The sequence below is a fragment of the Chryseobacterium sp. 1B4 genome, from assembly GCF_036631475.1.
GTDB lineage: Bacteria > Bacteroidota > Bacteroidia > Flavobacteriales > Weeksellaceae > Chryseobacterium.
Genome location: NZ_JAPNUF010000007.1, coordinates 725683 through 742804, shown reverse-complemented (window position 1 = coordinate 742804; position 17122 = coordinate 725683). Strand labels below are relative to the sequence as shown.

The 17122-nt window shown below is 38.2% G+C and carries 15 protein-coding genes and 2 pseudogenes; 13 read left to right on the top strand and 4 right to left on the bottom strand.

Annotated features, from left to right (window positions below):
* Window positions 1–211 precede the first annotated feature (211 nt).
* Entirely contained in the window at window positions 212–1078 is an 867-nt protein-coding gene (locus tag OWR28_RS13240; protein WP_332387004.1) for an SPFH domain-containing protein, read from the top strand.
* A gap of 83 nt (window positions 1079–1161) precedes the next feature.
* Window positions 1162–1350, top strand: coding sequence for a type II toxin-antitoxin system antitoxin (locus tag OWR28_RS13235; protein WP_034694367.1), 189 nt, complete (start codon window positions 1162–1164; stop codon window positions 1348–1350).
* A 189-nt stretch (window positions 1351–1539) separates the two neighbouring features.
* Here OWR28_RS13235 and OWR28_RS27005 read toward each other — a convergent pair whose 3' ends face one another.
* On the bottom strand, window positions 1540–1689 hold the full coding sequence (locus OWR28_RS27005; protein ID WP_002979804.1) for an FAM210 family protein: 150 nt from the start codon (window positions 1687–1689) through the stop codon (window positions 1540–1542).
* A gap of 130 nt (window positions 1690–1819) precedes the next feature.
* Here OWR28_RS27005 and amaB point away from each other — a divergent pair, with 130 nt between their 5' ends.
* The 8 genes and pseudogenes from amaB to OWR28_RS13190 all read left to right on the top strand — a co-directional run bounded on the left by amaB (window position 1820) and on the right by OWR28_RS13190 (window position 12202).
* A complete protein-coding gene (amaB, locus tag OWR28_RS13225) occupies window positions 1820–3373 on the top strand; it encodes an L-piperidine-6-carboxylate dehydrogenase (RefSeq protein WP_332387464.1) in 1554 nt (517 codons plus the stop codon).
* A 112-nt stretch (window positions 3374–3485) separates the two neighbouring features.
* Entirely contained in the window at window positions 3486–4811 is a 1326-nt protein-coding gene (lat, locus tag OWR28_RS13220; RefSeq protein ID WP_332387003.1) for an L-lysine 6-transaminase, read from the top strand.
* A gap of 62 nt (window positions 4812–4873) precedes the next feature.
* Complete coding sequence (locus OWR28_RS13215; protein WP_002979801.1) at window positions 4874–5104, top strand: DUF2007 domain-containing protein; 231 nt, start codon at window positions 4874–4876, stop codon at window positions 5102–5104.
* Window positions 5105–5279: 175 nt separating this feature from the next.
* The gene (locus tag OWR28_RS13210; RefSeq protein ID WP_332387002.1) at window positions 5280–5792 is read left to right on the top strand and encodes a GNAT family N-acetyltransferase; all 513 of its coding nucleotides are present in this window, start codon (window positions 5280–5282) and stop codon (window positions 5790–5792) included.
* Window positions 5793–5908: 116 nt separating this feature from the next.
* Entirely contained in the window at window positions 5909–6364 is a 456-nt protein-coding gene (locus tag OWR28_RS13205; RefSeq protein WP_034694378.1) for a hypothetical protein, read from the top strand.
* Window position 6365: 1 nt separating this feature from the next.
* The gene (locus OWR28_RS13200; protein ID WP_332387001.1) at window positions 6366–7553 is read left to right on the top strand and encodes an efflux RND transporter periplasmic adaptor subunit; all 1188 of its coding nucleotides are present in this window, start codon (window positions 6366–6368) and stop codon (window positions 7551–7553) included.
* Window positions 7553–10696 (top strand): annotated as a pseudogene (locus OWR28_RS13195) (efflux RND transporter permease subunit). Before OWR28_RS13200 ends, OWR28_RS13195 begins: the two are co-directional and overlap by 1 nt.
* A 91-nt stretch (window positions 10697–10787) precedes the next feature.
* Window positions 10788–12202, top strand: a pseudogene (locus tag OWR28_RS13190) (efflux transporter outer membrane subunit).
* Between the two features lie 95 nt (window positions 12203–12297).
* Here OWR28_RS13190 and OWR28_RS13185 read toward each other — a convergent pair.
* The gene (locus OWR28_RS13185; RefSeq protein WP_332387000.1) at window positions 12298–13266 is read right to left on the bottom strand and encodes a BtrH N-terminal domain-containing protein; all 969 of its coding nucleotides are present in this window, start codon (window positions 13264–13266) and stop codon (window positions 12298–12300) included.
* A 165-nt stretch (window positions 13267–13431) separates the two neighbouring features.
* Between OWR28_RS13185 and OWR28_RS13180 the strand changes: the two genes are divergently transcribed.
* Window positions 13432–13920: a GNAT family N-acetyltransferase gene (locus tag OWR28_RS13180; protein ID WP_332386999.1), complete on the top strand. Its 489-nt coding sequence runs from the start codon at window positions 13432–13434 to the stop codon at window positions 13918–13920.
* A 2-nt stretch (window positions 13921–13922) separates the two neighbouring features.
* Entirely contained in the window at window positions 13923–14402 is a 480-nt protein-coding gene (locus tag OWR28_RS13175) for a MarR family winged helix-turn-helix transcriptional regulator (RefSeq protein WP_332386998.1), read from the top strand.
* Between the two features lie 8 nt (window positions 14403–14410).
* On the opposite strand, the gene OWR28_RS13170 is transcribed toward OWR28_RS13175, so the two are convergent.
* On the bottom strand, window positions 14411–15040 hold the full coding sequence (locus tag OWR28_RS13170; RefSeq protein WP_332386997.1) for a hypothetical protein: 630 nt from the start codon (window positions 15038–15040) through the stop codon (window positions 14411–14413).
* A 179-nt stretch (window positions 15041–15219) separates the two neighbouring features.
* On the opposite strand from OWR28_RS13170, the gene OWR28_RS13165 reads away from it, so the two are divergent.
* Entirely contained in the window at window positions 15220–15792 is a 573-nt protein-coding gene (locus OWR28_RS13165; RefSeq protein WP_332386996.1) for a YdeI/OmpD-associated family protein, read from the top strand.
* 75 nt (window positions 15793–15867) lie between these two features.
* Here the strand turns inward: OWR28_RS13165 and OWR28_RS13160 are convergent, their stop codons facing one another.
* A complete protein-coding gene (locus tag OWR28_RS13160) occupies window positions 15868–17118 on the bottom strand; it encodes a hypothetical protein (RefSeq protein WP_332386995.1) in 1251 nt (416 codons plus the stop codon).
* Window positions 17119–17122: the final 4 nt, after the last annotated feature.

Genomic DNA, 17122 nt, shown 5'->3' with positions numbered 1-17122 from the left:
TTAGCTAAATGAAGTGCCTTTGCCAACTAAAAATAAAACACATTATAAAAACAAATTAACTTCGCAAACTTTGCGTTAGCTAAAATACCCAAAACCTAAAACCCAAAACCCGCACCCACACCCTCATTAAAAAAACAAAATTTTTCATTCATAATTCAAAATTGATTACTATCTTTATGATATCAAAATAATATCAAAATAAAATTATATCATGGAAAAAACATTAAAACCCATGTCGGGCTATCTTACATTGGTTATCTGCCTGGCCTTGTTTGTTGCAGCAGTCTATTTCTTTGTTACCGGAGTAGATCAAAGTATAGCTTATGTTGTTATCTCGATGCTTTGCTTTCTTCTGTCATGCTTTTTCTTAAAAGGCTTAATGATTATTCAGCCTAACCATTCGAGAGTATTGAACTTCTTTGGAAAATATGTCGGAAGTGTAAAAGAGAACGGATTATTCTTTATCAATCCATTGTATTCATCGCAGAAAATTTCTTTACGTTCCGAAAATTTACAGGGACAAACATTGAAAGTAAATGATAAAATGGGGAACCCTATTGAAATTGCTGTGGTTATCGTATGGAAAGTTGGGGATACTTACAAAGCTGCTTTTGATGTAGAACGCTATTCTGATTTCGTAAGAATGCAGAGTGAAGCAGCAGTAAGACATTTGGCGATGAGCTTTCCTTATGACAATTTAGAAGATGATCATGCTCCGATTACCTTAAGGGAAGGAGGGGATAAAATCAATTCTATTTTGGAGCAGGAACTTACGGACCGTCTTTCAAAGGCTGGTATTGTGATTCAGGAAGCGAGGATTTCACACCTGGCCTATGCTTCAGAGATTGCCGGAGCAATGCTTCAGAGACAGCAGGCTACGGCGATAGTTGCGGCAAGAACCAAAATTGTAGAAGGTGCAGTAGGAATGGTAGACCTTGCATTGAAAAAACTTTCCGAAGAAAATATCGTTGATCTTGATGATGAAAGAAAAGCGGCAATGGTAAGCAATTTAATGGTTGTTCTTTGTGGTGAAAAAGCAGCAACTCCTATATTAAATGCTGGAACACTTTATAATTAAGAAGTGAAATTTAACAGTTAAATTTTAGTGCAGAAGTTTTCTCCACTGAAATAGTCAGAAATAATGCTAGAGAAATAGAAAAAATGAAATCAGAAAAAGCTCAGAACTCTTCGGAAAGCAAAGGCAAAAAATCCTTTGTAATAAGGATAGATGAGTCTACTTATAAACTCCTTGAAAAGTGGGCCAATGATGAATTCAGAAGTGTAAACGGACAGATAGAATACCTGCTGCATCAGAGCCTGGTCAATGCAGGGAGGAAGAAGAAAGAGTAAATGAAAAAGAAAAGAATTGAAGAGGAAGAATAATCTTTTTGGGGAATATTTTGATAAAATCTATGACATCTTCTTTTTTTAAATTACAGAAAACATAAAAAAGACCTCTTTTTTAGCTTTTCAATAAAGAAATAACAATTCAATTAGCCTTATACCAAAAAAGAAAGCAGAGAAATTTTCTCTGCTTTTTTATTGTATACAACTCTGGAGACTATCTGCTCCTACGTAGAATATGACCAGCCAAATCAAGCCTTTAATGGTAAAGAAAGCTAATCCAGCCCATCCCACACGCTTGAACCACTTTTTAAGCTTTGAGTTATTTTCTTGTGAATTTTCCATTGGTGATTATCAAAATGATTACCCTGCAAAGATAAGCATGATTATAATTAGTCCAAATAAAAAGCCTGTTAAAAATTAAAGTTTTGAGGTTCACATAATATTTTTATCTTTAGAGAGAACGAAAAGTAAGATTTTATGTCAAAAAGTAAAGGATTTCGGAATTGAAAAAACACTTAGAAATCTTGGAATTAAAGAAGAGAACAAAGGGACTTCAGTGGGCGGGAAGTATTTCGCTTCAGGAAAGGTGATAGAAAGCATTTCTCCTGTAGACGGAAAACTGATTGCTAAAGTAAAAACTTCCGGAGAAAGTGATTATGACAAAGTAATTGAAACTGCTCAAAAGGCATTTCAGGAATTCAGGCTGATCCCGGCTCCCAAAAGAGGTGAGATCGTAAGGCAGCTGGGCTTAAAATTAAGAGAATATAAAGATGACCTTGGTAAACTTGTTTCTTATGAAATGGGTAAATCACTGCAGGAAGGTCTTGGTGAAGTTCAGGAAATGATTGATATCTGTGATTTTGCCGTAGGACTTTCAAGACAGCTTCAGGGATATACGATGCACTCTGAAAGACCAGGACACAGAATGTATGAGCAATACCACCCGCTGGGAGTAGTAGGAATTATTACAGCATTCAACTTCCCGGTAGCTGTATGGTCATGGAATACAGCGCTGGCATGGATCTGTGGTAATGTTACCATCTGGAAGCCATCTGAAAAAACACCGCTTTGTGCTATTGCATGTCAGAATATTATGACTGAAGTTTTGAAGGAAAATAACCTTCCTGAAGGAATTTCAAGTGTATTGGTATCAGACCACGAAATCGGACAGAAATTAGTAGACGATAAAAGAGTAGCACTCGTATCTTTCACAGGATCTACAAGAGTTGGAAGAATGGTTTCTTCTAAAGTAGCAGAAAGATTCGGGAAGTCTATCCTTGAATTGGGTGGAAACAATGCTATCATTATTACAAAAGAAGCAGATATCGATATGTCGATCATCGGAGCGGTTTTCGGAGCGGTAGGAACTGCAGGACAGAGATGTACTTCAACAAGAAGGCTGATAATCCACGAAAGTGTATATGATGAAGTGAAAACAAGACTGGCGAAAGCTTACGGTCAGTTGAAAATCGGAAATCCTTTGGATGAAACCAACCATGTAGGTCCGCTGATCGATACTGATGCAGTAAATCAATATGAAGCAGCCATCAAGAAATGTAAAAAAGAGGGTGGAAAATTCGTTGTAGAAGGTGGAGTATTGTCTGGAAAAGATTACGAATCCGGCTGCTATGTGAAGCCGTGTGTTGCGGAAGTGAAAAATTCTTATGAGATTGTTCAGCACGAAACTTTTGCACCAATCCTGTATCTTATCAAGTATAAAACACTGGAAGAAGCGATCGCTATTCAAAATGATGTTCCTCAGGGATTATCTTCTGCGATCATGACCCAGAATCTGAGAGAGGCGGAATTATTCCTTTCCCACGCAGGTTCAGACTGTGGTATTGCCAATGTTAATATCGGAACATCAGGTGCTGAAATCGGTGGTGCTTTTGGTGGAGAAAAAGAAACAGGTGGAGGAAGAGAATCTGGATCTGATGCCTGGAAATACTACATGAGAAGACAAACTAATACTATAAATTACACCACGCAACTTCCTTTGGCACAAGGGATTAAATTTGATTTATAAAAGCATTGCTTTAAAGTAATTAAAAACAAAAAAATTAATAACCTGAATGATTAAATGCTTCATTCCCTGGATCATTTAATCATTCACTTATTAAATCACACTACAATTTATTATGGAACAAACATTAGATATAAAAGTAAATAAAGTAAAAGAAACAGTAGGAAGACATGTACTGGCTGACGGCTTCGATTTTGTGATGGATATTGAAAAATCACACGGTTCATGGCTTTACGATAAGCTTACAGACAGAGAATACCTGGATATGTTTTCTATGTTTGCATCAGCATCTATCGGATATAACCATCCTTATCTTGTGGAAAGATCAGAATGGCTGGGAAGAATGGCGGTGAACAAACCTACTTTGGCTGACGTTTATTCAGAAGAATATGCCCATTTCCTTGAAGTATTTGAGAGAGTGGTAATTCCTGAAGAATTACAGTATGCTTTCTTTATCGAAGGCGGAACGTTAGGCGTTGAAAATGCTATGAAGGCATGCTTCGACTGGAAAACCCGCAAAAACTTCGAAAAAGGACTTGATACTGAAGCAGGAATCTGTATCCACTTCAAACAGGCTTTCCATGGAAGAAGCGGCTATACTTTAAGCTTAACAAACACTGCTGACCCAAGAAAATATCAGTATTTCCCGATGTTCAACTGGCCGAGAATTTTAAATCCGAAATTAAAGTTCCCGATTACAGAAGAGAACCTTGAAGAAACCATCAAAAACGAAAACCTTGCTTTGCTTCAGATTGAAGAGGCCATTCTGATGCACCCTGATAAAGTGGCTTGTATCATCATAGAGCCTATTCAGGCAGAAGGAGGTGACAATCATTTCAGAGATGAATTCTTATTGGGGTTAAGAAGAATCTGTGATGATAACGAAATCTTACTTATTTTTGATGAAGTTCAGACGGGGATCGCTATTACAGGAAAAATGTGGGCATTCCAGCATTTTACGGCAAAACCGGATATTATTTCTTTCGGGAAAAAAGCTCAGGTTTGTGGTGTGCTGGCCAACAAAGAAAAGTTTGACCAGGTTCCGAACAATGTTTTCAGAGAAAGTTCCAGAATCAACTCTACATTCGGAGGAAATTTTATTGATATGCTTCGTTTCCAGCTTGTTATGGAAGTTATCGAAAAAGAAAACCTGGTGGAGAATGCAAGAATAGTTGGAGACTTTTTATTGGAAAGTTTAAAAGCTCTTGCTGAAAAGTATCCTGAGAAAATTTCAAATGCAAGAGGAAGAGGACTGATGTGTGCGATCGATCTTCCAACTGCAGAACAGAGAAACCACCTGATGAACGAGCTTTTCAAAGATGGGTTGATCATTCTTCCTTGTGGAGATCAGTCTCTTCGTTTCAGACCTCACCTGAATGTTACGAAAGAAGAAATACAGCTTGCTTTAGATAAAATTGAGAGCAATATTAATAAAATTTAAAACCTGGAATTTGTAATTTTAAAAAAAACGTTGTACATTTAGATACTCAAACATTTAGAAATATGGAAAGAAGTACGAGAGTATCAGTTTATGAAAGTGATAACCCTTCAGAAATTCAGTTGGTTAAATCTAAATTGGATGACGCACAGATTACAAACACGGTTGAAAATAACTATCTTACATTTACTACAACGCCTACAGCTACTTCGCTGAAAGTAATGGTAGATCTGGAAGATGAATCCAAAGCATTTGAAATTATTGATGCTTACCTTCAACAAAGTGAAAATCAATAAACAATTTCATAATTTTAAATTTTACTACTTCGAACCGAAAATTAATTTTAATTAGTTTTCGGTTTTTTGATTAATTATAAACCATTAAAAAATGAATTTCAAAGATTGAACGAAAATCAGCAATTCTGATTTTAAATTCTTAAAACATTCAATTTTTTTAATCAACTTTTACAACATGAATCCAGAAATTAAACTAAGACAGGCGGAAATTGAAGACAGAAACATTATTTGGGAAATCATCCAGCAATCTATTGAAAGAAGAAGACAGGACGGAAGCACCCAATGGCAGAACGGATACCCTAACCTTGGAACGGTAGAAAGTGATATTGCCAAAGGATTCGGACATGTTTTGACAGTAAATGGAGAGATTGCAGTGTATGCAGCTCTGATTCTGAATGACGAACCGGCATATAGTACCATTGAAGGAGCATGGCTGAGTGATGGTGAATTTGTAGTTGTTCACAGGGTGGCAGTCGATGAAAAATTTGCAGGTAAAGGTATGGTGAAAAAGCTTTTTGACCATATCGAAGAATTTACAAAATCCCATGGAATTCAGAGTATTAAGGTTGACACGAACCATGATAATATCGCCATGCTGAAAATCCTTGAAGGCAGAGGATATTCTTATTGTGGAGAAGTTCTGTTAAGAGACGGCATGAGGAAAGCTTTTGAGAAGATTATAATTTAGGTAAAAAGTTAAATCAACTTTCATTGAATTTTTAAAACGCCGTGTATTTATAAACTCTATCAGGTTTGTTCGTTTGGTTCTGAACTAATTTCTACTTTTGTTCAAATTTTTATATTATGCACCAAAGTATAGAAATTGATGAAAAAATTTTTCAGGATGCCGTAAAATTCTACGGCACCGTGTTCAGCTTACCCCCTTTAGCATCAAAAATCTATTCCTACCTTCTTTTCGATTATGAGAAAGTAGGAATTACTTTTGACGAATTTGTTGAAGTGCTCTCCGCAAGCAAAAGCTCTGTTTCTACCAGTATTTCATTACTGCTCAATGCTCAGCTTATCGTAGACCACAACAAAATGGATGAGCGGAAACGGTATTTTTTCATCAATGATGAATACAAGAAAATACGATTCGAGAAAATTGTCCAGAAAATGCAGGACGAATTAAGGCTATTAGATGATTTAAACAATTTTAAAAAAAGTAAAGACGATGGATACAACGAAAGAATAGAAGTTTACAAAGCACTCTTAAATAAAAACATAGAAAATATTCAGGAATCTCTTAATAAACTATAAAATGAATAATAAGCTAGTTATACTTTCCATTGCAGCGCTTTCACTGACAGCCTGCAAAAAAGAAGCTCCGAAGCAGGATGGTGCCAAGCCGTATCCTGTTATCTCAGTGGAGTCAAAAAATATAGTAGGTTATCAGACGTTTCCGGCTACCATCCAGGGTAGGGTAAACAATGATGTACGTGCAAAAATACAGGGGTATATCACCCAGGTATTGGTAGATGAAGGGCAATATGTAACAAAAGGACAGCCATTGTTTCGCCTGGAAACCAATATCCTGAACGAAAATGCAGCGGCCTCCAAGGCAGGGATCGGTGCGGCAGCATCCAGTGTGGCAGCCGCTCAGGCAGCCGTAAATGCGGCTCAGGTTGAAGTAAACAAACTAAAACCACTGGTTCAGAAAAATATTATCAGCAATGTACAGTTACAAACTGCCCAGGCTCAACTGGCTCAGGCGCAGGCCCAGCTTCAGCAGGCCAATGCAGCCAAAAGACAGGCTGAAGCCAATTATAAAGGAGTGGAAGCCAATATCGAATATTCTATCATCCGTGCGCCTATTTCAGGGGTAATCGGCAAGCTTCCGCTGAAAGTGGGAAGTTTGGTAGGACCGTCTGATCAGACTCCTCTTACAACGATTTCTGATACGTCTGAGATCTATGCTTACTTTGCAATGAATGAAAAAGAATATTTTGATTTCCTTGAAAAGTCTCCGGGAGCATCCATGCCTGAGAAAATCAAAAACTTACCAATGGTTGAGCTTCAGCTGGCTAATGGAAGCCTTTATCCTGAAAAAGGGAGAATTGAAGCCATTACCGGTCAGATTGATCCTACAACCGGGACTATTCAGTTCAGAGTTGCTTTCTCGAATGCCCAGAAATTATTAAGTAATGGTAACAGTGGAACCATCAGATTCCCTCAGCATTATGATAATGTTCTTGTAGTTCCTGAAAGTGCTACTTATGAACAGCAGGGTATTGTATATGTATACAAAATAGATAAAGGAGATACTGCCAGAAACGTTGTTGTCAATGTTATTGACAGAATCGACAATATGGCTCTGATCAAATCAGGAGTTAATAAAGGTGAAAAAGTTATTGCAGCCGGTATCGGAGGTTTGAAACCGGGAACAGCTGTGAAGCCGCAACCCATCAAAATGGATAGTCTTGTTCAATCAATAAAACCGAAATTCTAATGATAAAAAACTTTATTAACAGACCGGTTTTATCTACCGTAATCTCAATTTTGATTGTGATTCTCGGTGTGTTGGGACTGATCTCGTTACCGGTTACACAGTACCCGGATATTGCACCGCCCACGGTAAGTGTTTCCGCAAACTATACGGGAGCCAATGCTGAAACGGTAATGAAAAGTGTAGTAGTACCTTTGGAAGAACAGATCAACGGGGTGGAAGGTATGGATTATATTACTTCCAGTGCCGGAAATGACGGTTCTGCGCAGATCCAGGTTTTCTTCAAACAGGGAATAGATCCGGATATTGCAGCGGTAAACGTACAGAACCGTGTGACCAGAGCAACCCCTTTGTTACCTGCCGAAGTAACTCGTTCCGGAGTGGTAACCCAGAAACAGCAGACCAGTGCCCTGATGTATATGTCTTTCTATTCTGAAAATAAAGATCTGGATGATGTATACCTTCAGAACTTTTTGAATATCAATATTATTCCTAACCTGAAAAGGGTAAATGGTGTTGGGGATGCGAACGTTTTCGGGGGTAAAAACTACTCGATGAGAATCTGGCTGGATCCTGCAAAAATGGCTGCTTACAGTGTAACACCTACTGATGTTACCAATGCCATCAACGAGCAGAGTAGAGAAGCAGCGGCAGGTTCTATCGGACAGAACAGTGGAAGCTCTTTTGAATATATCATCAAATACGTAGGTAAATTCAACGATAAGGAACAGTACGATAATATCATCATCAAATCTCTTGCAAACGGACAAAATCTGATGCTGAAAGACGTTGCTAAAGTAGAGCTGGCAGGACAGTCTTATACAGGAATCGGGGAGAACGGAAACAACCCTTCTATCAGTATGGGGATCTTCCAGACTCCGGGATCCAATGCGCAGGAGATTATTAAAAATATCAAAGCTTATCTAAAATCAGCCGAAGGAACTTTCCCGGAGGGAATCAAATATACTTTCAACTTTGATACCAATGAGTTCCTGGAAGCTTCTATTGACAAGGTGGTACACACACTTATTGAAGCCTTCATACTGGTATTTATTGTAGTATATATTTTCCTTCAGGACTTCAGATCAACATTGATCCCGGCTATTGCAGTTCCGGTATCTATTGTGGGAGCATTTTTCTTCCTGAATTTATTCGGATATTCATTAAACCTCTTAACCTTGTTTGCCTTGGTACTTGCCATTGGTATTGTGGTGGATGATGCCATTGTCGTCGTCGAGGCGGTTCATGCGAAGATGGAGCACGGTATTTCTGATGCTAAGAAAGCTACAGTAGAGGCGATGGATGAAATTACAGGGGCTATTATTTCGATTACTTTGGTAATGGCAGCCGTATTTATTCCGGTAACATTCATTACTGGACCTACAGGGGTATTTTACCAGCAGTTTGGTATTACACTGATTATAGCCATCATCATTTCTGCGATTAACGCATTAACTTTGAGTCCGGTTTTATGTTCATTATTCCTGAAACCTCACGAAGCACATCATGCAGAATATAAAAATCTAAACCTGCTACAGAAGTTTTTCTATAAGTTTAATATTGCTTTTAAAACAACTACTGAACGTTACGGAAGAGGATTTGTATTCCTGTTAAGACATAAATGGGTAACCCTGATTATTTTTGCTGTTACCGGAGGAATTCTATTCTGGGCGAGCAGCAGCATGAAGAAAGGGTTTGTACCTACGGAAGACAGAGGGATTATCTTTACAGATGTTCAGCTTCCTCCGGGGGCTTCTATGGAAAGAACCTACAATGCATTGAAAACGCTTCAGGCTAAGGCATTGAAAGTTCCGGGCGTACAGAACGTAACGATTTCAACAGGTAGAGGATTCTTGTCCGGAAACGGAAGTAACAACGGTCTTGCCTTTGTGAAACTGAAACCATTCGAAGAAAGAAAAAAGACGGACAGACTTCTGAAGATATCACCAAGAAATTATTCGGAATTATAGGATCTGTTCCTGATGCCAAAGTGGTATTCTTCCAGCCGCCAAGTGTACCGGGATTCGGTAACAGTGCAGGATTTGAAATGGTATTGCTTGATAAATCAGGGGAGAATATGCTGATCTGGATGCTAAAACCAATGAATTCATCGGTAAGCTGATGCAGAGACCGGAAATTCAGTTTGCACAGACCTCATTCAATACGAAATATCCTCAGTATCAGATGGAAATTAATGTTCCGCTGAGCAAGCAGCTTGGGGTTTCTGTCAATGATATTCTGGCTACGATGCAGGGATATATCGGGGGATTTATACGGCCGACTTTACCAAGTATGGAAAGCAGTTCAGGGTAATGGTTCAGGCTCTTCCTGAAAACAGAAAGAATATTGATAATCTGAATCAGCTCTATGTAAGAACAGGATCAGGGATCATGACTCCGATTTCACAATTTGTGACATTGACAAAAGCATACGGGCCACAATCTGTAAGCCGTTATAACTTGTTTACTTCAGTGAAGGTAACGGGAGCGAACTCTGACGGATACAGTTCCGGGGATGCAATTGCCGCTGTACAGCAGGTAGCGGATGAAACACTGAATCAAAACTATGCGGTAGAATTTACCGGGTTAACGAGAGAAGAATTAAATTCAGGATCTCAAACGCTTTTGATTTTCGGATTAAGCTTAATCTTCGTTTACTTTATCCTTTCTGCGCAGTATGAAAGTTATATCCTTCCGCTGATCGTTATTATTTCCCTTCCTCTTGGGGTAATGGGAGCTTACTTCGGCCAGAAGATTATGGGACTGGAAAATAACATCTACTTCCAGATTGCCCTGATCATGCTTGTGGGACTGCTGGCGAAGAACGCGATCCTTATTGTTGAATTCGCTGTCCAGAGAAGGCATCATGGAGAGACTATTGTGATGTCAGCCATCAATGCAGCGAAAGCCAGGGTGAGACCTATTCTAATGACATCATTTGCCTTTATTTTCGGTTTATTGCCGTTGGTTCTGGCAAGTGGAATCGGAGCAGTAGGTAACAGATCTATCGCCACGGGTGCGGCAATCGGACTATTGATAGGAACCGTTTTGGGATTATTCGTAATTCCGGTTCTGTATGTGATTTTTGAAACACTGCAGGAAAAAATTAAACCTATCAAAAAAGAAGATATCAGTTTAGCAGAATAAAATTAAGGTTTAAGAAATTAGAAGTCAGAAATTAGATATAAGTCTAAAAACTAACTTCTAACTTCTAAACTCTAACTTCTAATTAAAAACAATGAAGAGTTTATTAAACATCATAAAAGGGATCACTTTTTCAGTTTTCATACTCGGAGCCATTTCATCCTGTATGGCAAGAAAAGAATATGAAAGACCGAAGAACGTTGTGGATGAAAAGCTTTTTCGTACAGACATGCTTCCTTCGGACAGTACCAGTATTGCAGATATTTCATGGAAAGAAATATTCACTGATCCGATTTTACAGGGACACATTTCTAAGGCATTGGAAAACAATCTCGATATCAGAATTGCTTTGGAAAGTATTAATTCTGCGGAAGCGTATCTTAAACAGAGTAAAGCAGCATATCAACCGACACTTTCTATCGGGCCCAACTATACATTTCAGACCCAGTCTATCAATACCCAGTTCGGACAGATCATTGGAGAAAGACGGTATGTAAACCAGTTTGACATTACGGCAAGTATCGGTTGGGAAGCCGATATCTGGGGCAAATTAAAGGCACAGGAAAAAGCACAGCTTGCTACTTATTTAGGAACTGTTGCAGCTCATAAAGCCGTTAAAAGCAGTTTGGTGTCTTCCATTGCTTCTGCGTATTATCAGTTGCTGACTTTTGATGCCCAGAAAAGAATTATTACGGAAACCATTGCGGTAAGAGAAAAAATCTTGAAGCTACAAAGGCTTTAAAAACTTCCGGAACAGTTACTGAAGTTGCCGTACAGCAGAGTGAAGCGCTAGTTTTCAATGCCAAATCATTACTGATTGATATTGATACACAGATCCAGCTGCTGGAAAATACCATGAGTCTTTTGATGGGAGAACCTTCCCATTCTATTGAAAGATCTACATTGGAAGGACAGAAACTTCCGATCGATCTGAAACTGGGATATCCTACTCAGCTTCTGGCCAACCGTCCGGATGTGATGAGAGCAGAGTTTAACTTAATGAATGCTTTCCAACTGACGAATGCTGCCAAAGCCCAGTTTTATCCTACTTTAAAATTGACAGGAAGTGGTGGGTTGCAGTCTGTGGATATTGACCATTTATTCAGTGTAAATTCATTGTTTGCGAATGTTGTGGCGGGACTGGCACAGCCGATTTTAAATAAAAGACAGATCCAGACCAACTATGACGTAAGTCTTGCCAATCAGGAAACAGCTTATCTGAACTTCAGAAAAACCGTTCTGACAGCTGGAAAAGAAGTTTCTGATGCCATCAGGGTTTTTTCTGTACAGGATTCATTTATTGAATTGAAGCAAAAAGAACTGGATGCCTACAAAAAATCTGTTGACTATTCCCAGGAATTGGTTAATTATGGTATGGCCAACTATCTTGAAGTGTTGAATGCAAGTGTGAATTCATTGAATGCTGAGCTTAACATTTCCAATGCAAGATACAGTAAAATGAAAGCAGCTGTAGAGCTTTATCAGGCTTTGGGCGGCGGCTGGAAATAACCGTATTCAATATAACATTATAAAAACGTATGTCATTAATGGCATACGTTTTTTTATTATGGACTGAAGAGGTTTGTGGAGCATCTATAAAGTAGCTAATGTTTCCATAGCCTTTTTTCTTTTCCTGATATTACTTTTAAAATATCCGAAGCCTCCTGAAGATATTCCATTTCCTTTGTCTGGCTTACCTTTTCAAACAGTTGAGATACAGCTGTCCAGAGTTCAGCAATTTCTGTGAATGCCTCATATCCTGTTTTTATCCCATCCAGTTGAAGCAGTTCACAACTTTCTTTCAAAAAATCACGGTACAAATTTCTGAACAAAGCTCCACCTGTTCCTGCTTTTTCCATAAGTAGGGCTGCCTGTTTAAATTCTCCTTCAATATCCTGACTTGTATTGAACCATTTGACAATTTCATTACTTGTCTTCAAAATGCCTTTGTATGATATATTCGTAATGGGTGGGTTCAGATATTCTGCCGCATTATTTTTAATTGCCGTTACTATTGCTTTTGCGAGATCAAATTTTTTACTTGTTTTCTGAATTGTGTAATACAGGTTTTTGGAAGACATAGGTCCCTTCTCCGCACGGGCCATTGCCAGACTTTTTAATGAAGTTTTCACCTGGCCGCCCTGTTGTCTGGTATCAATCAGGAACGCATTTTCATGATCATAACCGTAAATCGCAGCGTAATGCCCTGCAAAATGGAAAGGATTTGAAAAATATTCCAGATGGTAACAGTCCATTTTCAATCCCACTGTCTGTCCGTTATTAAGAAGCGCTTTTACCTGATCCCATGCCTTTGGTTGTGAAGAGGTTTCTTTAACCGTTAATTCGAGGTTTAGGTTCTTTGCTAAATTCTGAGTGAGCAGATCAGGTTTTATTCGTCCTCCGATGAAAGGGAAATCCATTGTTTTCATATTCCAATAGATAAAACCAAGACCTTCACCCAACCCGAAAAGCATTGGTTCAGAAAGTTCAATTCCGATTTGCTGCAGTAGGGTTCCTGTTGCAGTAGTTTCGCAGTGTTGTCCGTCAAAGGGCTTTAGATTTTCTATTTTCATTTTAAAGTGATGTTTTTGTAGGTATTAATTCGATCAGAAAATTACATAAATATCATCAGATAGAAATTAAGGGTTGCTGTTTTGTGTTAAATTTCTTTAAACCAGAAAAATAATTTGTAAATATGTATTTAACTACGTAGTTTTATACTTTAAAATACAAACACTATGAAATTAGAAATACAGCCCATAGGAAACTCTTATTCAGAACAGGCTATTGACCTGATTCTGACTATCCAGCAGAAAGAGTTTAATATTCCGATAACAATACAGGATCAGCCCGATTTACTACAGATTGAAAGTTTTTATACGGAAGCCGGAGGTAACTTCTGGGGCGCTTTTGTGAACGGAGAACTGGTAGGTTCCATTGCATTGGTTAAGTTTGACGAAAGGGCAGGAGCGATCAGGAAAATGTTTGTGAAAAAAGAATTCAGAGGTAAAGAGCTCAATATTGCCCAGGAATTACTGGAAATTTTAATTGCTTTCTGCCGTAGAAACGGAATTGATGATCTGTATTTGGGGACCATAACGGTACTGAAAGCAGCACAGCGTTTCTATGAAAGGAATCATTTTGTGAAGATTGAAAAAGGAAATTTACCTGTTAAATTTCCCCTGATGAGTGCTGATGATATTTTTTACCATTTACATATTGACTGAACATGAATGTAATTAACGAAGCAGGAATTCTTGCCATTTCCACAAGACTGCACCGCCTGAGTGAACAATTAAGAAAGGACGGTGCATTGATCTATAAAGCATTCGGAATCGATTTTGAATTGAAATGGTTTCCCGTTATTTTTACCATTTACAAAAAGGAAATAGCAGGTGTGGTAGAAATAGCCAATGAAATCGGATATACACACCCATCAACCATAACCCTGCTCAAAGAACTTGAAAAGCTGGAGTTGATACAATGGGAAAAAGATAAACAGGACGAAAGAAAAAGACTGTTTAAGCTCACTTCAAAAGGGAATGAGCTTATTGAAAAAATGAAACCGGTCTGGGAAATGATGTCCCTGGTTTTGGGAGATATCGCAGACAATAAAAATAATCTGCTGACTGCCATTGATGAAGCAGAAGAGAAAATTGCCAGCCAGTCTTTTTATCAGAGAGCGATGCAGGTGAAGAATGAGAAATAAGTAGATTTTTATTCTATTATAATATCAAGCGGATTTCTGACAGGTGTTATACTTTTTAAATATTCTTTATCATCTTCAGTTAATTCAGTTATACCAAGTGCAATATCTTCCCATATATTTCCGTCTTGATGCTTAAGTACAAATTCAATGGATTGAATTTTAGGCTTTTTATTAAGTCCCAATATTCTTAAATCTATTCTTTGTCCTTCCCTTAGTTCACCTTCCGCAATTTGGCCTATAAGGAAAAATTTTCTTCCTGTAACTTGAAAAGTATTGTTGAGCTGAAATTGAGCAGCCGTTAAATGATGCCAGCTATAGTCACAATATCTGCATTGCTTTGCATTTGGAGTACGGGCAAGTTTATGGCATTTAGGGCAGGTGTTGAGAAAAATTCTTTCAGGAGTTTCTGCCATTATCCGAGTTACAACATTTTGTTGAAAAGCTCCATATCCGTTCTCCAGTAGCTTAATGATTTCAGGATCAGTATTAATCCACCCTCGTTCAATCATTATATTCCTCAATTGAATACTATCAGAACTTTTGTAAGTATACATATGATGATCCAAAGCTAATTTTTCATTCTCTGTCATTAATATCCTGAAATACCTGATGACATAATCTATAGTTTCTTTATCCATATGTGATTAAAAAGCTGAAATGTTTTTACCTGTTTGCTTTGGCTAATTTATCATTTATTCTTTACAATAGGCTTACATTATGGGATGTCATAGTTAAAAACAGAAATTTTAATACTGACAAACTATTGTCACTAAAGTATTTTACCTTTACATCATAGTAAAACAAAACTACGGGGAAAATGGATGAGAAAAAAACGTTTCATGTCAATACAAGGGATAACTGGCGGCAATGGCTGGAAGAGAACCATCATATAGAAAAGTCTGTATGGCTCATCTGTAATACCAGAAAATCAGATTTACCCACTGTTTCCTGGAGTGAACTGGTAGATGAAGCGCTTTGTTTTGGCTGGATTGACAGTACAAGAAAAGCCATTGATGAAGGATCCTTTATGCAGTTATTCAGCAGGCGTAAGCCCGGCAGTACATGGTCTAAGATCAATAAAGAGAAGGTTCAGAAGCTGATAGAAAATAATCTGATGACAAAAGCAGGATTTGATACCATTAATACTGCAAAAGAAAATGGCTCCTGGAATATTTTGGACAGTGTGGAAGACCTGGTAATCCCGGAAGATCTGGAAGAAACTTTTAAAATGTATAAAGGTTCCAAAGCATATTTTCTAGGTCTGAGCAAATCTGCAAGAAAAATGCTGCTGCAATGGATTGTGCTTGCCAAAAGGCCTGAAACAAGGAGAAACCGTATTGATGAAATTGCCAGACAGGCCGCTCAGAATAAGAAACCTAATAACTTTTAAGTTTGTGATTAATATAAAAGCAGGCTGTTCCAAAAAGAACAGCCTGCTTAATTAATTCATTGAAATGGTATTGTATTAGAATCTCAAAGTGGCGGCAACAGACCAGGTTCTTCCGAAACCAAGGAATCCTGTATTACCGTCTGCAACACCCTGATACACTCTGCCAGCTTCCTGATACGTTTTTCCGGCATCCGGGCCATTGGCAATTTTATCTCCTGCAAAGATATTGGAGCTTAATTCAGAAATATAATATTTGTTGAATAAGTTGTATACGTTCGCTCTCAATGTTAAAGACTTTTTCGCATCAAGTGTGAATTTGTAAGAAGCACCTACATCAAATAAATGATAGCTTGGTAATTTTACAATTCCTTTTTCTCTTGCGGCTTCCGTAAGGAAATTGATCGGGTTGAACTGTGCATAAAGCTTGTCATAATATTCCCAGTTGGCATCAATACTGAAAGCTTTGGTAATATTATAATCAGCTCCGATGCTGGCTGTTGTTTGAGCTGCGTCTCCAACCTTCAGGTCTTTAATATTGATCGTTCCTGTTGCACCTGCTATTTCCTGGTTGTTCTGAACATCAAGAATATTAAAGTTGGCGTTTCCTTTGTACTTCCAGTTTCCTAATGATACCATTCCTCTCAGTCTGAGATTAGTGAAAGGTCTTGCTTTTGCTTCCAATTCGATTCCCTGGTGTAATTGCCCAACGTTCAATGCATTATAGAAATAAGCATTTCCAAGGGTTAGTTGAGAGAATTTGGCAACATCAGCAGCCGTTGCATTGAATGTTCTTGAAATAAATCTGTCATCCCACTGCGTTCTGTAAGCGTTGATGTTCACATCCACATAACGGGATTTGAAACCGTAACCTAACTCTACAGAGAAGATTCTTTCATTCTTCGCATCATTATAGATGTTCTGGTTTGATGGGAATAAAGCATTGAATAACGGCTGTCTTGAGATAACCCCTGTATTGAAAAATACATTGTGGTGATCGTCAATATTATAGTTGGCACCTCCTTTTACGATATAACCCGTTTTGTGATACCATTTTGTTTCCTGGTTCCCAGGAGTGTACAGCATATAATCTCTTCTCTTATAATATTGCTCAGAAACAGATCCCTGAACGGATGCACTCAGCTTTTCAGAGCTGTACTCAACCATTCCGTAAATACCTGCCCATTTTACCAGACCTTCATTGTGGATAGATACTTTCTGAGCATCTTTAAGTTTGGTGAGCGGTTCCGGCTTTACAGTTTGATTAATGTAGTATCCTTTTGGAGCATTGGCTGTAGTAGGAACAAATAAAGCATCTGATCCTAACATATCT

What these genes read in the sequence shown, in the direction of transcription:
- OWR28_RS13185 (WP_332387000.1), bottom strand. Translation starts at nt 13,266, where the DNA reads ATGAAAATAGAAAATCTAAAGCCCTTTGACGGACAACACTGCGAAACT.
- OWR28_RS13240 (WP_332387004.1), top strand. Translation starts at nt 212, where the DNA reads ATGGAAAAAACATTAAAACCCATGTCGGGCTATCTTACATTGGTTATC.
- OWR28_RS13175 (WP_332386998.1), top strand. Translation starts at nt 13,923, where the DNA reads ATGAATGTAATTAACGAAGCAGGAATTCTTGCCATTTCCACAAGACTG.
- OWR28_RS13160 (WP_332386995.1), bottom strand. Translation starts at nt 17,118, where the DNA reads ATGTTAGGATCAGATGCTTTATTTGTTCCTACTACAGCCAATGCTCCA.
- OWR28_RS13200 (WP_332387001.1), top strand. Translation starts at nt 6,366, where the DNA reads ATGAATAATAAGCTAGTTATACTTTCCATTGCAGCGCTTTCACTGACA.
- OWR28_RS13215 (WP_002979801.1), top strand. Translation starts at nt 4,874, where the DNA reads ATGGAAAGAAGTACGAGAGTATCAGTTTATGAAAGTGATAACCCTTCA.
- OWR28_RS27005 (WP_002979804.1), bottom strand. Translation starts at nt 1,689, where the DNA reads ATGGAAAATTCACAAGAAAATAACTCAAAGCTTAAAAAGTGGTTCAAG.
- lat (WP_332387003.1), top strand. Translation starts at nt 3,486, where the DNA reads ATGGAACAAACATTAGATATAAAAGTAAATAAAGTAAAAGAAACAGTA.
- OWR28_RS13210 (WP_332387002.1), top strand. Translation starts at nt 5,280, where the DNA reads ATGAATCCAGAAATTAAACTAAGACAGGCGGAAATTGAAGACAGAAAC.
- OWR28_RS13180 (WP_332386999.1), top strand. Translation starts at nt 13,432, where the DNA reads ATGAAATTAGAAATACAGCCCATAGGAAACTCTTATTCAGAACAGGCT.
- OWR28_RS13235 (WP_034694367.1), top strand. Translation starts at nt 1,162, where the DNA reads ATGAAATCAGAAAAAGCTCAGAACTCTTCGGAAAGCAAAGGCAAAAAA.
- OWR28_RS13165 (WP_332386996.1), top strand. Translation starts at nt 15,220, where the DNA reads ATGGATGAGAAAAAAACGTTTCATGTCAATACAAGGGATAACTGGCGG.
- OWR28_RS13170 (WP_332386997.1), bottom strand. Translation starts at nt 15,040, where the DNA reads ATGGATAAAGAAACTATAGATTATGTCATCAGGTATTTCAGGATATTA.
- OWR28_RS13205 (WP_034694378.1), top strand. Translation starts at nt 5,909, where the DNA reads ATGCACCAAAGTATAGAAATTGATGAAAAAATTTTTCAGGATGCCGTA.